15 protein-coding genes and 1 riboswitch are annotated in these 18,238 nt (G+C 36.2%); of the genes, 4 read left to right on the top strand and 11 right to left on the bottom strand.

The genetic code is table 11. The features are described from left to right. The first annotated feature begins 4 nt into the window (after window positions 1-4). Window positions 5-700, top strand: coding sequence for an N-acetyltransferase (locus BWGOE10_RS01750; protein WP_070140679.1), 696 nt, complete (start codon window positions 5-7; stop codon window positions 698-700). 69 nt (window positions 701-769) lie between these two features. Here BWGOE10_RS01750 and BWGOE10_RS01745 read toward each other — a convergent pair whose 3' ends face one another. The 5 genes from BWGOE10_RS01745 to rlmD form a co-directional block, all read right to left on the bottom strand. Beyond that, window positions 770-1,477: a M48 family metallopeptidase gene (locus BWGOE10_RS01745; RefSeq protein ID WP_070140678.1), complete on the bottom strand. Its 708-nt coding sequence runs from the start codon at window positions 1,475-1,477 to the stop codon at window positions 770-772. A gap of 106 nt (window positions 1,478-1,583) precedes the next feature. Continuing rightward, window positions 1,584-2,102, bottom strand: coding sequence for a DUF1456 family protein (locus BWGOE10_RS01740; RefSeq protein ID WP_070140677.1), 519 nt, complete (start codon window positions 2,100-2,102; stop codon window positions 1,584-1,586). 376 nt (window positions 2,103-2,478) lie between these two features. Beyond that, the gene (locus tag BWGOE10_RS01735) at window positions 2,479-4,497 is read right to left on the bottom strand and encodes a GAF domain-containing sensor histidine kinase (RefSeq protein WP_070140676.1); all 2,019 of its coding nucleotides are present in this window, start codon (window positions 4,495-4,497) and stop codon (window positions 2,479-2,481) included. Window positions 4,498-4,710: 213 nt separating this feature from the next. Continuing rightward, window positions 4,711-5,700, bottom strand: coding sequence for a tRNA dihydrouridine synthase (locus tag BWGOE10_RS01730; protein ID WP_070140675.1), 990 nt, complete (start codon window positions 5,698-5,700; stop codon window positions 4,711-4,713). Between the two features lie 280 nt (window positions 5,701-5,980). Then, window positions 5,981-7,357: a 23S rRNA (uracil(1939)-C(5))-methyltransferase RlmD gene (gene rlmD / locus BWGOE10_RS01725; RefSeq protein ID WP_070140674.1), complete on the bottom strand. Its 1,377-nt coding sequence runs from the start codon at window positions 7,355-7,357 to the stop codon at window positions 5,981-5,983. 121 nt (window positions 7,358-7,478) lie between these two features. Continuing rightward, window positions 7,479-7,580, top strand: a riboswitch (purine riboswitch). Window positions 7,581-7,781: 201 nt separating this feature from the next. On the opposite strand from rlmD, the gene BWGOE10_RS01720 reads away from it, so the two are divergent. Further along, complete coding sequence (locus tag BWGOE10_RS01720; protein ID WP_070140673.1) at window positions 7,782-8,978, top strand: NupC/NupG family nucleoside CNT transporter; 1,197 nt, start codon at window positions 7,782-7,784, stop codon at window positions 8,976-8,978. 51 nt (window positions 8,979-9,029) lie between these two features. On the opposite strand, the gene BWGOE10_RS01715 is transcribed toward BWGOE10_RS01720, so the two are convergent. Next, window positions 9,030-9,737: a hypothetical protein gene (locus BWGOE10_RS01715; protein ID WP_070140672.1), complete on the bottom strand. Its 708-nt coding sequence runs from the start codon at window positions 9,735-9,737 to the stop codon at window positions 9,030-9,032. 502 nt (window positions 9,738-10,239) lie between these two features. Between BWGOE10_RS01715 and BWGOE10_RS01710 the strand changes: the two genes are divergently transcribed. Both BWGOE10_RS01710 and BWGOE10_RS01705 read left to right on the top strand, forming a co-directional pair. Then, on the top strand, window positions 10,240-11,322 hold the full coding sequence (locus BWGOE10_RS01710; protein ID WP_070140671.1) for a polysaccharide deacetylase family protein: 1,083 nt from the start codon (window positions 10,240-10,242) through the stop codon (window positions 11,320-11,322). Between the two features lie 116 nt (window positions 11,323-11,438). Continuing rightward, entirely contained in the window at window positions 11,439-12,668 is a 1,230-nt protein-coding gene (locus BWGOE10_RS01705) for an aminopeptidase (protein WP_070140670.1), read from the top strand. 43 nt (window positions 12,669-12,711) lie between these two features. Here the strand turns inward: BWGOE10_RS01705 and BWGOE10_RS01700 are convergent, their stop codons facing one another. The 5 genes from BWGOE10_RS01700 to gabT form a co-directional block, all read right to left on the bottom strand. After that, complete coding sequence (locus BWGOE10_RS01700; RefSeq protein ID WP_070140669.1) at window positions 12,712-13,200, bottom strand: DUF4352 domain-containing protein; 489 nt, start codon at window positions 13,198-13,200, stop codon at window positions 12,712-12,714. A gap of 127 nt (window positions 13,201-13,327) precedes the next feature. Beyond that, on the bottom strand, window positions 13,328-13,651 hold the full coding sequence (locus BWGOE10_RS01695; RefSeq protein ID WP_070140668.1) for a DMT family transporter: 324 nt from the start codon (window positions 13,649-13,651) through the stop codon (window positions 13,328-13,330). Window positions 13,652-13,698: 47 nt separating this feature from the next. Further along, the gene (gene gabD, locus BWGOE10_RS01690; protein ID WP_070140667.1) at window positions 13,699-15,150 is read right to left on the bottom strand and encodes an NADP-dependent succinate-semialdehyde dehydrogenase; all 1,452 of its coding nucleotides are present in this window, start codon (window positions 15,148-15,150) and stop codon (window positions 13,699-13,701) included. Further along, on the bottom strand, window positions 15,143-16,510 hold the full coding sequence (locus tag BWGOE10_RS01685) for a sigma-54 interaction domain-containing protein (RefSeq protein WP_070140666.1): 1,368 nt from the start codon (window positions 16,508-16,510) through the stop codon (window positions 15,143-15,145). The genes gabD and BWGOE10_RS01685 overlap by 8 nt, the downstream gene beginning before the upstream one ends. Window positions 16,511-16,810: 300 nt before the next feature. Then, window positions 16,811-18,175 carry a 4-aminobutyrate--2-oxoglutarate transaminase gene (gene gabT / locus BWGOE10_RS01680; RefSeq protein ID WP_070140665.1) on the bottom strand — a complete coding sequence of 455 codons (1,365 nt, stop codon included), beginning with the start codon at window positions 18,173-18,175 and terminating at the stop codon, window positions 16,811-16,813. Window positions 18,176-18,238 lie beyond the last annotated feature (63 nt).

The following is an 18,238-nucleotide window of genomic DNA, read 5'->3' as shown; positions in this document are numbered from 1 at the left end:
ACATATGACGATTCTTTACGAAGGAACACTAAAACAAAACAACGATCCATTTCACGTTACATTACTATCTTTAGAACATATGGAACAAATTTTATCATTACAAAACGTTGTAGTGGAAGCGCTAGAAGATAAAGGTCGTTTACAACCGCTCTCACTAGAAGAATTTCAATACATCCTAGAAGGAAACGGCATGATGATCGGTGCTTTTATCGAAAACGAACTCATCGCATTTCGTGCCCTACTAGTCCCTCCTATTGACGATGAACATTTAGGGCTTGATATCGGCTTACCAGAAAACGAGCTACACCGCGTCATCTATCAAGAAATCTCAAACGTTCACCCGAACTGTCGAGGAAATGGCATGCAAAAAACATTAGCGACAGTCATCATGGATGAATTACAAAAAGAAGACAGCAAATACGATTACGTTTGCTGCACCGTTGCACCTTTTAACATTCCGAGTTTAAAAGATAAATTTGCGCAAGGGATGGAGATCGCTGCACTGAAGGAGAAGTATGGCGGTAGTATGCGGTATGTTTTTGTGAAGGAATTGCGTAAGGATACAGAAAGAGATTGGACGAATGTTAAAAGCGTTCCGATGAGTGATGCTAGTGAACAGCAGGCATTAATTTCAAAAGATTATCGCGGATACAAAATGGAGAAAATAGACGACGATTTTATTGTGAAGTTTGGACGATAATCTATGTACAAAAAGAACCCTAATTCATTAGGGTTCTACTTTATTTCATTCCACAATCCAAAATAATAACTAAACCGTCATCTTCCAACTTGATAACGCTAACCAGTTCTCCATTTCCTTATAATCAGGCATTATCTTCCCAACAAGGCGCCAAAAAGATCGATCATGATTTAAATGAACCATATGACACATTTCATGAACGACTACATAGTCAATTACCCGCTGTGGTGCCATTGCTAGCTTCCAATTAAACGTTAACTGTAGATTTGAATCACAAGTTCCCCACGTACGACTACTATCTGTAATACGAATAGAACGCGGTTTTGTTTTAAAGTTACTTTGATGTACTTTAATACTCTTCTCTACTAACGCTTTACACTGTTTATAGTAAAAACGTTTTAAAGCTTGTTGTATTTTCTCATCCTTAAGCTCATTCACATAAATGTGTAGCTTATCCCCTTCAAAAACTGCATTGTCCTGTGTAATACTTGCATCTTGAGAAATCTGTATCGGATACGTATTCCCTAAATACAGAAAGCCTTCTCCTTGATCATAATCCTTTTCCTGTGGTCCAAGCGCCCGCTCCTGCATTTCCTTACGTGTTGCCTGAATCCAATCCCATTTCTCCTCTAACAATTGGACTAAGTATTCAACAGGCGTTCCTTTTGGAGCTTGCACTTCCACATTCCCATACGAATCTACAAAAAGACGCACAGACTTTTTCTTCTTATAAGTTATATGAAAATTAATTGTCTCACCTAAATATGTATGTACCATTTCATCACCTAACGTATTCGTTCATAATTATTTTTACAAATAAAAAAGAGTAGGCTACAAACGTCCTACTCTACCTATTATATCATTTACTGTTTTAACAAACTTATTATCCTCTATACTTTACAGCTAATCCCTTAATGAAATTCCTTGCGTATCTATCGCCGCACTCTTTGTAATTCTTGTGGCCTTTCTTTCTTAATAAGGCGCCTAATTCTCCTTTTGTTACGATAACTCCTACGCTGTCTAATATATCAAGCACATCTTCACTCGTTAAAGATAGTGCGATTTTCATTTTCTTTAGAAGAAGGTTATTGGCACTCTCCTTGCTCTGTACAGGTGCCGGTTGCCCTGGTGTCGGATCTTGCTTTCCTCTTTTTAAAGTAATAAATCCATTTAAAAATGACTCTAACATCATCATATCGCATGTTAATACGTATTCATCTTCGATTACATCAGCATCTTCAGGTTCATGCTGAGGAGCTCTCTTTATTTTTGTAAGCATATCAACTACGTCTTCTTTCGTTACTTCCATCCCGCCAAGTTTAAAGATTTCCACCATATCTATATCTCTTATATCTAAAGCATATCTTACTCTTTTTAATATATCGTTGTTGCTCATTGCCATTGTATTTCCTCCTGAAATGTTGATTATAGTAATGCTTTTAGCATGTATAAATTAATGTCGTTAAGTTACTACTTTAACATTTTAGGGGGAGATTTTGTAGTCTTTGGTGGATTAATGCTTTTGGGGATGATTTTAAAACAGCAAAAAAGGATGGGATAATCGTGCGAAATTACGGATGGGGATTTACTATTAATTAACACACTTGAAAATGGACTAACCTGATATAGGTTAGTCCATTTCTTTTTATGCAACTCTAATTTAGTGGGCAATTCAAACATGAATGTTATGCAAAATTCATGTGGAATTTATTGATTATGTTTACTTAGGTTTTACTTTTTATTTGTGGTACGGTTCACCGTAACTACTCTAAATGAGGTTATTGTTCATTATTTTCATAATTAAATTTAACAAAAAAGGTAGTGCCTTCCGATCCTGTTTGAATTTCTATTTTTGCATTATGACGGGCAGCAATGGCATAACATATGCCTACCCCCAATCCAGTTCCATTATCTTTGGTCGTGTAAAATGGAGTACCCAGTTTCTCTAATACTTCAGGCCTGATACCTTTTCCTTGATCCCGCACTGCAAGCACCACACAATTTTGACCTTCCTTATAGGTGCTAATGGTTAGAACTTTCCCTGTGCTCATCGCTTCTAAGCCATTACGGTATAGGTTTATTAATAATTGCCGTATCTCATTACGATTTAAAAGTAATTCCGGAATGTCATTTGTATCGACTTGAATATATTTATTTTGATTATACGTATCGATCTTTATTAAAGGAATAATATCGTGGATAATTGAATTTAAATCTAACATCTGCAAATCCGATTTCTTTGTATTACCCATTGAGAGAAATTCAGTAATAATAGAATTGGAACGGTCAAGTTCTTCAATCATTAAATTAAAGTGCTTATTATGTTTCTCATAGATGTTCTCTTCTTTTAATAACTGCAAAAATCCTCGTACTGTTGTCATTGGATTTCTAATCTCATGGCTGATACCTGCTGCCATTTGCCCTATTAAATCTATGTTGGATAACCTTTTCAATTCCTGCTCATATTGCTTTTTTTCCGTTATGTTTTTAAAAATACAACAAATACCATCATCATACGGGTATGCAATAACTTCGTGCCAATATTCATCAGAGGTAGAAAGAAATTCGAAATGAACTGTAGTTCGCTCTGACATTGCACGATGAAATTCCTTATACATAATGGTGTCGACGCTACTCGGGAAAACCTCCCGTATATTCTCGCCTAATACATCTTTTGCTGTTTTTCTTTGTGGAAAATATTGATGCTTATTTACGTACGTAAATTCCCATTTATTATTCAAAGTAAAGAATCCATCCGTAATACTTTCAATCACACTTGTAACTTTTTCATTAGCAGCAGCTAGTTCTCTCGTTCGCTCTTCCACCATGCTTTCAAGTTGATCCATATATAACAAGTTTGAAAACGTAGGAGCTGTGGCATCAACGATAGATTTTGCCAGTTGAATTTGGGAATTATCGTAATTGTGAGCTTTTCCCTCTTTGCCAACGACGATTACCCCTAATACTTCTCCCATTGAAACCAATGGAATCATCAGTAGACCCTTACTATCTATATTTTTTGTTTGAATAACCTCTTGGATCTTGGCTTCATAGCTTTTCTCCATCCAATCCGCTTCTGTCCAATCACAGTCCTTGCTTAACTTCGTTGTTTTAATCGTTGTTTTGTCTAGCGGGTCTAAAAGGTGGGCAGCCACGTTTTTACTCTCTAAAATCTGTCCTAAGTAAAAAAAACATTTATCAAAACTCTCCTGTATCGAGGAACACATTGATAAATCACGGGTAACATTTAGTAACAGCTGCTTCTCGGCAATAAGGTTTTCCTTTTGTGTTAAATTATTTGCGTTTTGAATTGCGACCGCAGCCATATTTACATAAGCTTCAACACTTTGAATTTCTGAATCTGTTAAGTTCATTGGAGTTCCATAATCAAATAAAAAAACCAGACCAAATAACTCTTGCCCAAATGAGATAGGCAGGGCTAATAAGGACTTAATTTTGAACGCATCAACTGGTCTCGGATCCGGCCGATGATCCTTTGAGGTATCAGGGATATAGATGGTTTTTTTGGTTTCAATAACTTCTTTTGCCAGTAAGTCTATTTCAGGATCAATTACCTGAGTATCGAGCGTTACGCCATTTATGGTCTCTGGTTTTCCTGCAACCCCTCTAAATGTTCCATCTTCCTGGGGTAAATAAATTCCAACAGCGTTGCACCTAACAATCTCCTCTGATATCGCCATTGTTACACGCTGCAATACTTCACGTAGTTCTAATTTTGTATTTATTATTTTTGTTATATTCGCGAGCCTAGAATATCTCGCCTGATCACTTAACATTCACATAGCCTCCAATTATAGGCATAATAAAATAAACATGATAATATTAGTGAAAATCAAGACCAACCTGCCATTTTCGATTTTCTTCTGTATTCTTTTCTTACCCTTGTTTTACATAGAATATCTCACTTACTTATGATACGGTTCACCTTAAGTAAAATGAAACAATCACTCATAAAACCGCTACACCCCATCCACTCTAACTCTCAAGAGTTACAATGTGTCACTATCCCCAATCACATCAACACTAGCCTCAAACTTATCAAGCAACGCACGCACGTCATCTGTTGATTTCGTGTTCATCAATTGATTTCGTAATTCAGCAGCTCCAGGGAATCCTTTTACATAAATTTTGAAAAAGCGATGAAGCCCTGTGATTGAACGTGGTAGTACTTCCGCATATTGATCTTGAAGATCAAGCTGTAGTCTTAGAAGATCAAGGTGTTCTTTACTGCTATGTTCTCTCGGCTCTTTTTCAAAAGCAAATGGATTTTTAAAGATTCCTCGTCCAATCATAACGCCATCAATACCGTATTTTTCAGCAAGTTCCATTCCAGTTTGACGGTCAGGAATGTCTCCGTTGATTGTTATTAACGTATTTGGTGCAATGCGGTCACGTAATTTTTTAATTTCCGGAATTAGCTCCCAATGCGCATCTACTTGGCTCATTTCTTCTCTTGTACGTAAGTGAATAGAAAGGTTTGCAATATCTTGTTTGAAAATGTGCGTTAACCAATCCTCCCACTCACTTAACTCTTTAAAGCCAAGTCGTGTTTTTACGCTGACAGGTAGTCCGCCCGCTTTTGCTGCTTGAATTAGTTCTGCCGCAACGTCTGGACGTAGAATAAGGCCACTACCTTTTCCTCTTGATGCCACATTCGGTACAGGGCAGCCCATATTAATATCGATACCTTTAAATCCTAGCTCTGCCATGCCAATACTCATTTGACGGAAATATTCAGGATTATCTCCCCAAATATGCGCCACTATCGGCTGTTCATCTTCTGTAAAAATTAAACGGCCACGTACACTTTTCATACCTTCTGGATGACAATAGCTATCCGAGTTTGTAAACTCTGTGAAGAATACGTCTGGGCGACCAGCTTCACTTACTACGTGACGAAAAACAACATCTGTCACATCTTCCATTGGTGCAAGTACGAAAAACGGTCGTGGTAAATCACGCCAAAAATTATCTATCATTTCAAATTCAAATCCTCTCAATATGAATACAATTTCAAACTCTCAATTTAAAAATATAAAGCCAAATAGCAACAGTACATTTGGACATTTATAATTTGTGAAAATCAGCAATATTTATTTTAACTAACATCGCTTATGAATGGTATTTTTATAAAGTGAAACTTTAATCAGTGGAGGTTTTCTTCATCCTCCACTGATTATTAGTTGAACCAATCGGGCTTTTACGGGATAAACCAAAAAGCAGATGGTATAGATTTTTTCTATATCAACTGCTTTTTTATTATACCAACTTAAGCCAAGCTACACACTCTACATGAGTCGTATGCGGGAACATATCAACAGGTTGTACTTCCTGCGTTTTATATCCGCCTTCTTCTAGTACTTTTAAGTCGCGTGCTAATGTTGCTGGATTACATGATACGTATACGACGCGCTTTGGTTTCATGTCGATGATTGTGTTTAGTAATGCTTCGTCACAACCTTTACGCGGTGGGTCTACGACCATTGTGTCGGCGATTACGCCTTCTTTGTACCATTTAGGAATAACTACTTCTGCTTCTCCTACACCAAATTCAGCGTTTGTCATGTTGTTTAGTGCTGCGTTTCGGTTTGCATCTTCGATTGCTTCTGGAACAATTTCAACACCGTACACTTTTTTCGCTTTTTGCGCCAGGAATAAGGAGATTGATCCAATTCCGCAATATGCATCAATTACTGTTTCGTTACCATTTAATTTTGCGTATTCTAACGTTTTATCGTATAGCACTTTCGTTTGTTCTGGGTTTACTTGATAGAATGAACGTGCTGAAATCGCAAATTTAATGTCACCGATAAAGTCATAAATATATTCTGATCCGTACAGTACTGTCGTTTTGTCTCCGAAAATAACGTTTGTACGTTTCGTGTTTACGTTTTGAACGATTGATTTTACTTCTGGGAATTTCGCTGCAATTTCTTCAATGATTGCTTTTTTGTTTGGCAATTCTGCTGTACGTGTAATGAAGACAAGCATAATTTCCCCTGTTACTTGCCCATAGCGAGCCATTACGTGGCGAAGTGTTCCTTTGTTACGCTCTTCATTGTAAGCCGAAATATCGTGCTTTTCACAAATACGTTTTACTTCTTGAATTAATGTATCGTTTTCTTCCGCCTGAATTAAGCATGATTCCATATTAATGATGTCATGCGTTCCTTGACGATAGAAACCAGCTACAAGCCCACCTTCACGTTCTCCAATTGGTACTTGTGCTTTATTACGGTATACCCATGGGTTCTTCATGCCAAGTACAGGATGAACAGGAACATCACTTAATCCGCCGATGCGCTGCATAACGTCGCGTACTTGTTTTTCTTTCGCTTTTAATTGTCCTTCATATGTTAAGTGCTGAAGCTGACAACCGCCGCACTCATTGTACACGGGGCATTCTGCATCTTTACGATATGGACTTTCTTGATGAAGCTTCATTAAACGACCAAACGCGAAGTTTTTCTTCACTTTAATAATTTTAATTTGCGCTTCCTCACCTGGTAATCCGTTTTTCACGAAAATAGGATATCCCTTCACTTTCGCAACACCGGCACCATCATGTGTTAAATCTTCAAACACTACATCTATAAACTCGTTTTTTTCAACTGGTGGCGTCATTTTTGTACTCATTTTCCGACCTCTCTTTTTCATAACACTGCGTTACATTTTATCATACTTATACGGTCTATTTCTATTGGAAGAAAAAAAGCTATTGACGATAGTTCTCTAGTAATGTTACGCTACTACTAATTTAATACGGACGATGTTACCTCATATATAGTCGATAATATGGATCGAGAGTTTCTACCCGGCAACCTTAAATTGCTGGACTATGGGGAAAACTAATAAATATTAGCTTATGTATAAAAAGACTCATATTGATTAGCTTTCTCTCATAGATGAAAGTGAATCCATATGGGTCTTTTTTTATTTTTTATTTTCAAAAAGGTCAGACATCTTACGTATGACATAAAACTTCTACTACTTTATTTTTAGTAATATAACGAGCGTTTTATGTACAAACTTTATACGAACTTCTGAAAGGGGCAACTACATGCAATATGTAATGAGCATTATCGGTATTCTTGTCGTTTTAGGTTTATGCTTTGCTTTGTCAAACAATAGAAGTAAAATCAACTTCCGTGCAATTGCTATTATGATTAGTTTCCAAATTTTAATCGGTTGGTTTATGTTTGGCACAAAAATTGGTCAACAAATTATTATATTCATTAGTAAAGTTTTCAACAAACTAATTAAACTTGGTACGACAGGTGTCGATTTTCTCTTTAATGGAATTCAAAGAGATTTTGTCTTTTTCTTAAATGTATTATTAATTATCGTATTTTTCTCAGCACTACTTTCTATCTTTAGTTATTTAGGTGTTTTACCATTCATCGTTCGTATTGTCGGCGGTGCAATTTCAAAAATCACTGGTTTACCACGCGTTGAATCATTCCACGCAGTAAACTCTGTATTCTTCGGTTCAAGTGAAGCGTTAATCGTTATTAAAAACGATTTACAGCATTTTAATAAAAACCGTATGTTTATCATTTGTTGTTCTGCGATGAGCTCAGTTTCTGCTTCTGTAACAGCATCATACGTTATGATGTTAGATGCGAAATATGTATTAGCGGCTCTTCCGCTAAACTTATTCTCAAGCTTAATCGTTTGTTCGTTATTAACACCAGTTGATACGAAAAAAGAAGACGAAGTGATTCAAAAATTTGATAGAAGCCTATTCGGAGATAGCTTTATCGGCGCTATGATTAACGGTGCGCTTGATGGTTTAAAAGTAGCTGGTATCGTTGCTGCATTAATGATTGCCTTCATTGGTGTTATGGAAGTTGTAAACTACGTAATTAGCGCTGCTTCAGGTGCAATGGGATATGCTGTTACTTTACAACAAATCTTTGGTTATATACTTGCTCCATTCGCATTCTTAATGGGTATTCCAACTCAAGATATTATCCCAGCTGGTGGTATTATGGGCACGAAGATTGTATTAAACGAGTTTGTAGCAATCCTTGATTTAAAAGGCGCTGCTGCAACATTATCTCCACGTACAGTTGGAATCGTTACCGTATTCTTAATTAGCTTCGCAAGTATTAGCCAAATTGGTGCGATTGTTGGTACAATCCGTGCCCTTTCTGAAAAACAAGGAAGCGTCGTATCTAAATTTGGTTGGAAAATGCTATTTGCATCAACACTTGCTTCTATTTTATCTGCAACAATCGCTGGATTGTTTATTTAATAAAAAATCACCTTCGCTTAGACAGCAAGGTGATTTTTTTATTATCATCATTTAAAAAACTGAAGAAAACTCTAATGCCTCTTCCTTATTAATAATTTCTCCCTTATATCCACCTTTCACCGAAATATCAATAATTGATTTATTTCCTGTTTCCATTTTCCCTAAAGAAAACATATATATTAAGTCATCTTTTTTTAACATCCATTGTTTTCCGTGCCAAGGACCAGTTAACTTCTGTTCTGGCGATGCCAGTATTTCTCCAAAATATTCACATTCGCCTAGAGATGTTTTTACTGTATTCTTCTCCGTATCAATAACTATATATTTAAGAAGTTTTATACTTTCACTTGAAAAAATCTCTACTTCATGGTCACTTTTTTTCTTGAATTTCAGCTTTCCATCCTTTGTATTAACCAATTTACTTTGATCAATTGCATTTAGTACAAACTCATACTCTTCTTTTGTAACACCGAAATTAGGATGATATGGAAAACTTTTTTTCTCTGCATGCTCTTCTACGTATTTTAAATACCATTCCATATTATTCACTAGGTGCTCTCTCATTCTTTGACCAATATTCCCTACCTTTTTAAGAGCATCTGGATCCATCTCAAGTGTCATAATATCCGCCGTCACTTCCGCGTTCATAAGGTGCGGTGGAATATACTCCTCTACACTATTTTCCTTACTCATTTCACTTTGACAACCGACTATGAATAGCGATATGAGCAGGATATATACTAATTTTTTATACTTCATCTCTGTTCTCCACTCCGTACATCAGTATTACTTTCATTTATAGCGTTTCTTATTATAGTTTAAAATCCTGATGTTTTAATAAAAACTATCAATATATACAAAATTACATATTAATAATCCTTTCTCTCACTTTAAAATCAGCTTAAATTAATTACCAAAATATACAAATCAGAAACTTATAATGTTATAATTTGTAAAAAACATTGGAGGATATTATGAAAGCCCACGCCCTTTTCGATTTCTTACATTTATTAATTTTAAGCATGAAAAGCTATTATGTATGGGGTATACCTATCTATGTCTTCATTATCCCTCTTATCTTTGTGGTCGGTTATATTATTATCAATTCTAATAAAAAACGAAAGAATACCTCTATTCAAAGTCACTAACCTATCCCATATCTAAAAATGATATGATGAACAAGGGTATATCCCCACCTCTCTTATAGCGGTGGGGATTTTAATGTAAGTATGCAACATAATACACAATAGAAGGTGACTTTATGAGAAAATACGCAGCGATTGCTTTATGTACATCTGCTATTCTAGCAGGCTGTAATACTAGCAATGTAAGCCAAGAACCTAAAAAAGAGAAAAAAGTACAAGAGGTCAAAAAGCAAGAAGAGCCGGTGCGGGAACAAAGTAAAATTTCTTATAATCCAATTACGCACGAATCTACAAACGCAAATATTCATATTACAGACATAAAGGATTCTTTAACCGAAGTACAATATAAAATTTGGCGCACTGCTGATGGAAAGGAAAGTGCTAAATCTTTTTCTTCTAAAGAGAAAGATCAACAATTTACACTTCCCTTTGATATAAAAGAATTTGAAGGAAAACGCGGTGAATACCAAATTGAAGCTACAGGAACAACAGAGGGCGGAAAAACTATTCCACTTACGAAATCTACTATTACTTTCGAGCAAAAAGTTCCTGTTCTTATGTACCACGCAATTGATGATTATCATGGACAAGGTATTAAAGATTTATTCGTATCACCCGCTAACTTTGAAGCACAAATGAAGCATTTAAAAGACAATGGTTATACATTATTAACATTTGAACGCTGGAGCGATATTAATAAAGTAAACAAGCCGATTTTCGTTACATTTGATGACGGTATGAAAAATAATATGAATGCATTTCGCATTTTACAAAAGCTAAAAGATGATACTTTTAAACCAGCGGCAACGGAATATATGATTGTTGATAACGTTGATGTAGAAGGCGCCCTTTCTACATCTGAAATAAAAGAAATGGTTGATTCAGGTATTTTCTCTGTACAATCTCATACAGCAACACATGCAGACTTGCCGAAAATTACAAACTATGAAGAAGAGTTAAAAGGATCAAAAGAAAAGCTAGAAAAAATAACAGGTAAGCCTGTTATCGCAATTGCTTATCCATTCGGTCATGTAGACGATAAAGTTGTCGCAGAAACAAAGAAATACTATCAATTTGCAACAACAACGAAGCCTGGACAATTCATTACGAAGGGTGAACCTGATGAGTTGTTAAAAATGAAGCGTGTTCGCATACACCATACAACTACTGTGGAGCAATTCGCCTCTTCCATTAAATAAATGTGAGAGCTCAATACATTTTGAGCTCTCTTTTTACTCTATATTTATATATATTTTTAGAATTTTCTTGTATTATATATAGTAAGAAATCTTTCAAACTAAAGGAGATTATACATATGTCATTTGAACAAACGTTAGAGAAATATGCTGCCCTTGCAGTCAATGTTGGTGTTAATATTCAACCAGGACAAACTTTATCAATTAGTGCACCTCTAGAAGCTGTACAGTTTGTACGCCTCGTTACAGAAAAAGCATATAAATCTGGTGCAAAACACGTATATGTTGATTGGAATGATGAGACGTTAACACGCTTAAAGTTCGATCTAGCTCCTGAAGAAGCTTTCGCCGAATTCCCATCTTGGAAAGCACATGCTCGTGAAGAATTAGCAAAAGAAGGCGCTGCATTTATGTCTATTTATGCAGAAAATCCTGATTTATTAAAAGGTGTAGAACCAACTCGTATCGCAACAGCTCATAAAGTAGCCGGTGAAGCGATGAAAGTATACCGTGATTACGTACAAGCGGACAAAGTAAGCTGGTGTGTTATTTCTGTTCCTACGAAAGAATGGGCTGCGAAAGTATTCCCTGATGTAGCGCCAGAGGAACAAGAAGCTAAACTATGGGATGCTATCTTCAAAGCTACTCGTGCTGATTTAGAGAATCCTGTGGAAGCATGGAAAGAACATGATGAAACGCTACATACAAAAGTAGATTACTTAAACGAAAAGCATTATAAAGCTCTTCACTATACAGCTCCTGGAACAGACTTAACGATTGAACTTCCAGAAAAACATGTATGGGCTGGTGCTGGTAGCTTAAATGAAAAGAACGTACCATTTATGGCTAACATTCCAACTGAAGAAGTATTTACAATGCCACTTAAAACAGGTGTAAACGGCCAAGTATCTAGCACAAAACCGTTAGCATTTGCAGGCAACATTATCGATAACTTCACGTTAACATTTGAAAACGGACGTATCGTAGACTACAAAGCAGAAGATGGCGAAGAAGCTTTAAAACATTTAGTAGAAACAGATGAAGGCTCTCACTTCTTAGGTGAGGTTGCTTTAGTGCCTCATAATTCACCAATTTCAAACACAAATATTTTATTCTACAATACACTATTTGATGAAAACGCATCTTGCCACCTTGCAATCGGAAATGCTTATGCATTTAACTTAGTTGGTGGAAAAACAATGACGAAAGAAGAACTTGCTGAAAACGGCGCAAACGCTAGTATTACACACAATGACTTCATGATCGGATCAGCTGAGCTTGATATCGATGGTATTACAGCTGATGGAAGACATGAGCCGATTTTCCGTAAAGGTAACTGGGCGTTTTAAGTTAACCATTATAAAAAACACATTGGATTACCCAATGTGTTTTTTATTTGTTTGGCTTCAATTCAAATTTTATCGTTCTATTCTCATGTGTAAACTCAGGCCTATACGTAGCGATATACGTATTTTCTTTATCTACATCAAATAGCATAACATCTTGAATTTTCTCATCCGGTGCTACCTTTTTACTAATGAAACTATCATACTTATATTCTTTAAACTTTGTACCTTTCTTATCGGTAATCTCAAATTCGTAAAATGCAAAAGGTATTTCTTTCTTACTATTATTTTTCACCGTAAAAACAATTCCTAAAATATCCTCTTTCTTTTTATCAATAGTGTAATCTGGATATCCTAATTGAACTGAATCGAGAGTTACTTGCAAACCATCTACATCTGCTGTTTCCCCTATTTTATAAATTTTCTCTTGAACGTCCTCTTGTTTACTTTCATCACTATTTTTAGTTTCTGTGCAAGCACTTAAACTAAAAGCTATGCCACAAATTAAAATAATTCGACTCACTTTCTTTAACATACTCTTCCCTCCATATGAGACAAGGTTTTTATATCTATTATAACAAAGCATTTCTTTTTTTCTGTAATATTTTGTAATAACACATACTAACCAAAAGAAAAAAGCTATCTTCTACAAAAGATAGCTTTCATGATGCTGATGAAACTTTAAGTCCAATTACTCCTAAAACAATAAATAGAATACAACACGCTTGGAATAAGTTAATATGCTCTTTAAAGAAATACACACTAATAATCGTAATAAGTAGTGTTCCCACACCAGACCAAATTGCATAGGCAATGCTTAAATGAATCTTTTTAACAACGATAGCAAACACACTGAAACAAATTCCATAGAATACAAAAATAAGTACACTTGGAACGGGCTTTGTTAAACCGTTCGATAATTTCATCGCAATCGTTCCAGCTACTTCAAAAATAATTGTTACGAGTAATAATAGCCAATACATCATACTAGAATCTCCTTCTCTGTTACCTTATAGAGATTCTAGTATACTACTTATAGTCCTAACGAAATATATTTAATTTCTAAATATTCCTCGATACCGAAGTGACCTCCTTCACGGCCGATACCACTTTCTTTAAAGCCACCAAATGGTGCTTGTGCAACTGATGGAAGTCCATCATTTAAACCGATAATACCGTACTCTAACGCTTCGCTAATTTGGAATGCTTGACTAATATCTTTTGTGAAAATATAAGCAGCCAAGCCATATGGTGTATTATTTGCTCGCTCGATTACTTCTTTAACCGTTTTAAATTTAGCAACAGGTGCAACTGGTCCAAATGTTTCTTCATTCATACAAAGCATCGTGTCATTTGCCAATCCAATTACTGTTGGCTGAATGAAATATCCATCTAACTCTGCAAATTTTTGGCCACCATATAAAACTTCTCCACCCTTTTGAATAGCATCTTCAATATGTTCTTGTACTTTCGAAATTGCATTCGCATCAATAAGTGGCCCTACAGTTGTTCCTTCGCCAAATCCATCTCCAACTTTAAGCTGCTCTACAGCTTTTGTGAACTTTCCTGCAAATTCTTCATACACTTCTTCTTGAACAAAGACGCGGTTTGTACATATACACGTTTGTCCTGCGTTACGGAATTTAGAACCGATTACCGCTTCTACCGCCTTATCTAAATCAGCATCATTCATAACAATAAATGGAGCATGACCACCTAATTCAAGCGAAACCTTTTTCATCGTTTGCGCAGCGCTAGCCATTAATTCTTTTCCAATTTCAGTTGATCCTGTAAAGGAAACTTTTCGAACGCGCTCATCTTCCATCCACGTATCAGCAATTGCTTTTGCACTACCTGTTACAATATTTATTACACCTTTTGGAATGTCTGCTTCATGTGCTAATTCAACTAACTTCAATGCCGTTAATGGTGTTTGACTCGCTGGCTTCACAACTGCCGTACAGCCTGCTGCAAGTGCTGGAGCTACCTTTCTTGTAATCATAGCAGCTGGGAAGTTCCACGGTGTAATAGCTGCCATAACCCCAACTGGTTGCTTCATAACTAAAATACGCTTATTCGGATGAGAAGCAGGAATCATTTCACCGTATATTCTCTTTCCTTCTTCTGCGTACCATTCAACAAAACTATTTGCATAATTCACTTCACCAAGTGCTTCTGCAAACGGCTTTCCTTGTTCTCTCGTCATGATTGCTGCAATTTCTTCTTTATTTTCATCAATGAGTGTGAACCACTTTTTTAACTTTACTGCACGATCCGCTGCCGTTAATTTTGACCATAATTTAAAAGCCTCATGTGCAGCATCAACTGCTTGCTTTGCCTCTGTAACCCCGCCCTTTGGTACAGTTGCAAATACTTCCTTTGTCGCTGGATTGTTTACTTCGATTTGTTCTTGCAGTGTAATCCACTCACCATTTATATACATCGCTTTTTTCTCTAAGTTTACGAACGTCGCTTTTTTATCCAATGTTTTCTTCCTCCTCTATGAACTTCTTAATCTTCCTAGTGGCAGCAGATTGACTTATTTGTAAAAACTCAGCCACTTTATAACTTGATCCATACGTTTTATACGCTTTAAGAATAATATTTCTCTCTACCTCTTCCAGCATTCTATAAAGACTTTGTCCGGATTGTTCAACTGTGGCCTCTTGCATAGATAGTGGCAAATCTTCTACCATTACAAAATCATCTGCAGTGATAACAATTCGTTCAATTACATTTTCAATCTCTCTATTATTTCCTTCCCAAGGATACCCTACAAACATTTGTAACGTACTAGGAGCTAACTTTACATCACGTCCGTACTTTTTATTAAAATGCTGTAAATAATGATAGATAAGCGGCAAAATGTCTTCTGTTCTCTCCCGAAGTGGCGGAATTGAAATTGGAATGACATTCAGACGATAGTATAAATCTTTCCGGAATGTTCCTTGTTTCACCATCGTACTTAAATCTCTATTTGTTGCCGCTACAATTCTAACGTCCACCTTTTTTAATTCTCTTTCGCCTATAGGGCGAAACGTTTTTTCTTGCAATACTTGCAAAAGCTTTGCTTGAATTTCAAGCGGCATTTCACCAATTTCATCTAAGAAAAGAGTTCCTTTATGCGCTGATTCTAGTAATCCCTTTTTCCCTTCACGATTTGCACCTGTAAAAGACCCACCTGAATATCCAAAAAGCTCAGATTCAATTAAATTCGTCGGCAATGCCGCACAATTAATTTCATAGAAACTTTCATTCTTCCGGTTACTCACTTCATGTAAATGACGTACTAATCGACTTTTTCCTACTCCTGTCTCACCTAAAACAAGAACTGTGCTATCTACCACGGATACTTTCTTGATTGTTTCGACTATTTTTTGCATAGCGATACTTTTAAAAATAAGCCCTTCATGCTCATATGTTTCTCTTAATTCTTTCTTATATGTCTTTAGCTGATTATCCATTTCCTCTACCTTTTGACGTAATTGATAGAGTTCTGTAAGATCACGAGAATAACTAATCACTCTTCTTAAATTTCCCTCATCATCAAAAACAGGCCTTGTACGAACATGCAAATACTCTCCTGATTTCGTTGTTTGAACAAGTTCAACTGGTCTCTTTTTTTCAATTACTTCTAATGTTGCCGATGGATAAAAAATCCCTTCTTTTTGTAGTTCTTTTACATGCTTTCCTACTAATTCCTTAGCAGAGAGCTGGTAATGTCTTTCACACATGCTATTTACGCGTACAACAATTCCCTTATCATCCGTAACAAAAATTTCGTCAAATGCATATTCAAATACATCTTGTAAATCCATCAACACTCGTTCCTTTTCTGCAACCATCCTAGCCACCCCTTACTTTAAATACATCGATTCACTTCACTACCTTTATTATAAAGTGAATTTTCTGCATTTTACATAGAGTAAGCTAGAATGTTTTCAATTTGTTATTTATACAAATCTATTTATATTTTTCAACACATAATTCGCTGCCTTGAAAAATACAGAATGCCATCGCAACCACACCCTCACTTTGTTTTAGCTTGGCATGGGAAAGGGGCTGACCGATTCTATGCATGGCCAGATGCTCTCTTCCGCCTAAAAAGAAAAGCTTTATGCCCTTTTTTAAGTTATCCCAATTCTTTAAACGCGAGCGATATTTGCTTGCTCATAACAAGCTAGCAATGATTCTTCAATTATTGTTAAACCTTCCTCAAGTTGCTCATCTGTAATAACTAATGGCATTAACACACGAATAACATTTCCATATGTTCCTGCTGATAGTAGAAGTAATCCCCGTTTATTTGCTTCTGCACATAAATTAGACGCTAATGTTTTATCAGGCGCTTTCGTCTTGCGATCTTGAACGAGCTCGAATGCACACATTGCACCTAAGCCGCGCACATCACCTATGCAATTATATTTGTTTTTCATCTCTTGGAATTGGTTCATTACGACTTTCCCTACTTCTATCGCTCTATCATTTAATTTCTCTTTTTCTATTACATCAAGCACAGCTAATGCAGCCGCACATCCTAGCGGGCTTCCTGCATACGTTCCGCCCAGTTCTCCCGGTGCAGACTCATTCATAATTTCTTTACGTCCAATAACACCACTTATCGGTACACCAGCACCTAATGATTTAGATACCGTAATTAAATCTGGAACGACATCATAATGATCAATTGCAAAGTATTTTCCGGTACGACTAAAGCCTGTTTGAATTTCATCAGCTACAAATAAAATACCGTGCTCTGAACAAATGCTGCGTACTTCTTGAACAAATTTCTTACTTGGAACGATAAATCCGCCTTCCCCTTGAACTGGTTCCATTACAACGGCTGCAATTGTTTCTGGTGCTACTTCTGATATAAAGAAGTTCTTAAACTCTTCAATGATAAAATCATCATACTGCTCTTCTGTTAACCCTTCTGGTCGACGGTATTCATATGGGAATGGCGCTTTATATACTTCTGGAGCAAATGGTCCAAATCCAAATTTATATGGTTTTACTTTACTCGTCATCGTCATTGTCATTAATGTACGCCCATGAAATCCTTTAGAAAATGCGATAATTCCAGGTCTCTTCGTATATTTACGAGCAATCTTCACTGCATTTTCAACCGCTTCTGCCCCACTGTTTAAAAACAGGACTTGTTTATCGAAATTACCTGGTGCTAATGCTGCCAGCTTTTCCGCTAATTCAATATATGGCTCATACATCATCACATTAAAACCAGTATGAATATATTGATCTACTTGTTTATGAAGCGCTTCTTTAACAGCTGGATGACAATGTCCTACATTAATTGTCCCAATTGCTCCTGCGAAATCAATGTACTGATTTCCATCCACATCTGTTACGAGTGCACCATTTGCAGACTGTACAAATGTTGGAATACCATTACTTACTCCTTTTGGTACTATATTTTGGCGGCGTTCTAATAAAGACGCTGCTTTTGGTCCTGGAATTTGTTCATTTACTTTAGCAAATTTTTTTGTGTTCATTGTGTACCCCATCCTTTTCTATACAATGTTTTCTCTTTATATTGCAAGATGTATGCCAACTTC

It is taken from the genome of Bacillus mycoides, assembly GCF_001757995.1.
GTDB classification, from domain to species: domain Bacteria; phylum Bacillota; class Bacilli; order Bacillales; family Bacillaceae_G; genus Bacillus_A; species Bacillus_A mycoides_B.
Note: the sequence above shows the minus strand (reverse complement) of the source record. Positions and strands in the feature narration are given on the sequence as shown.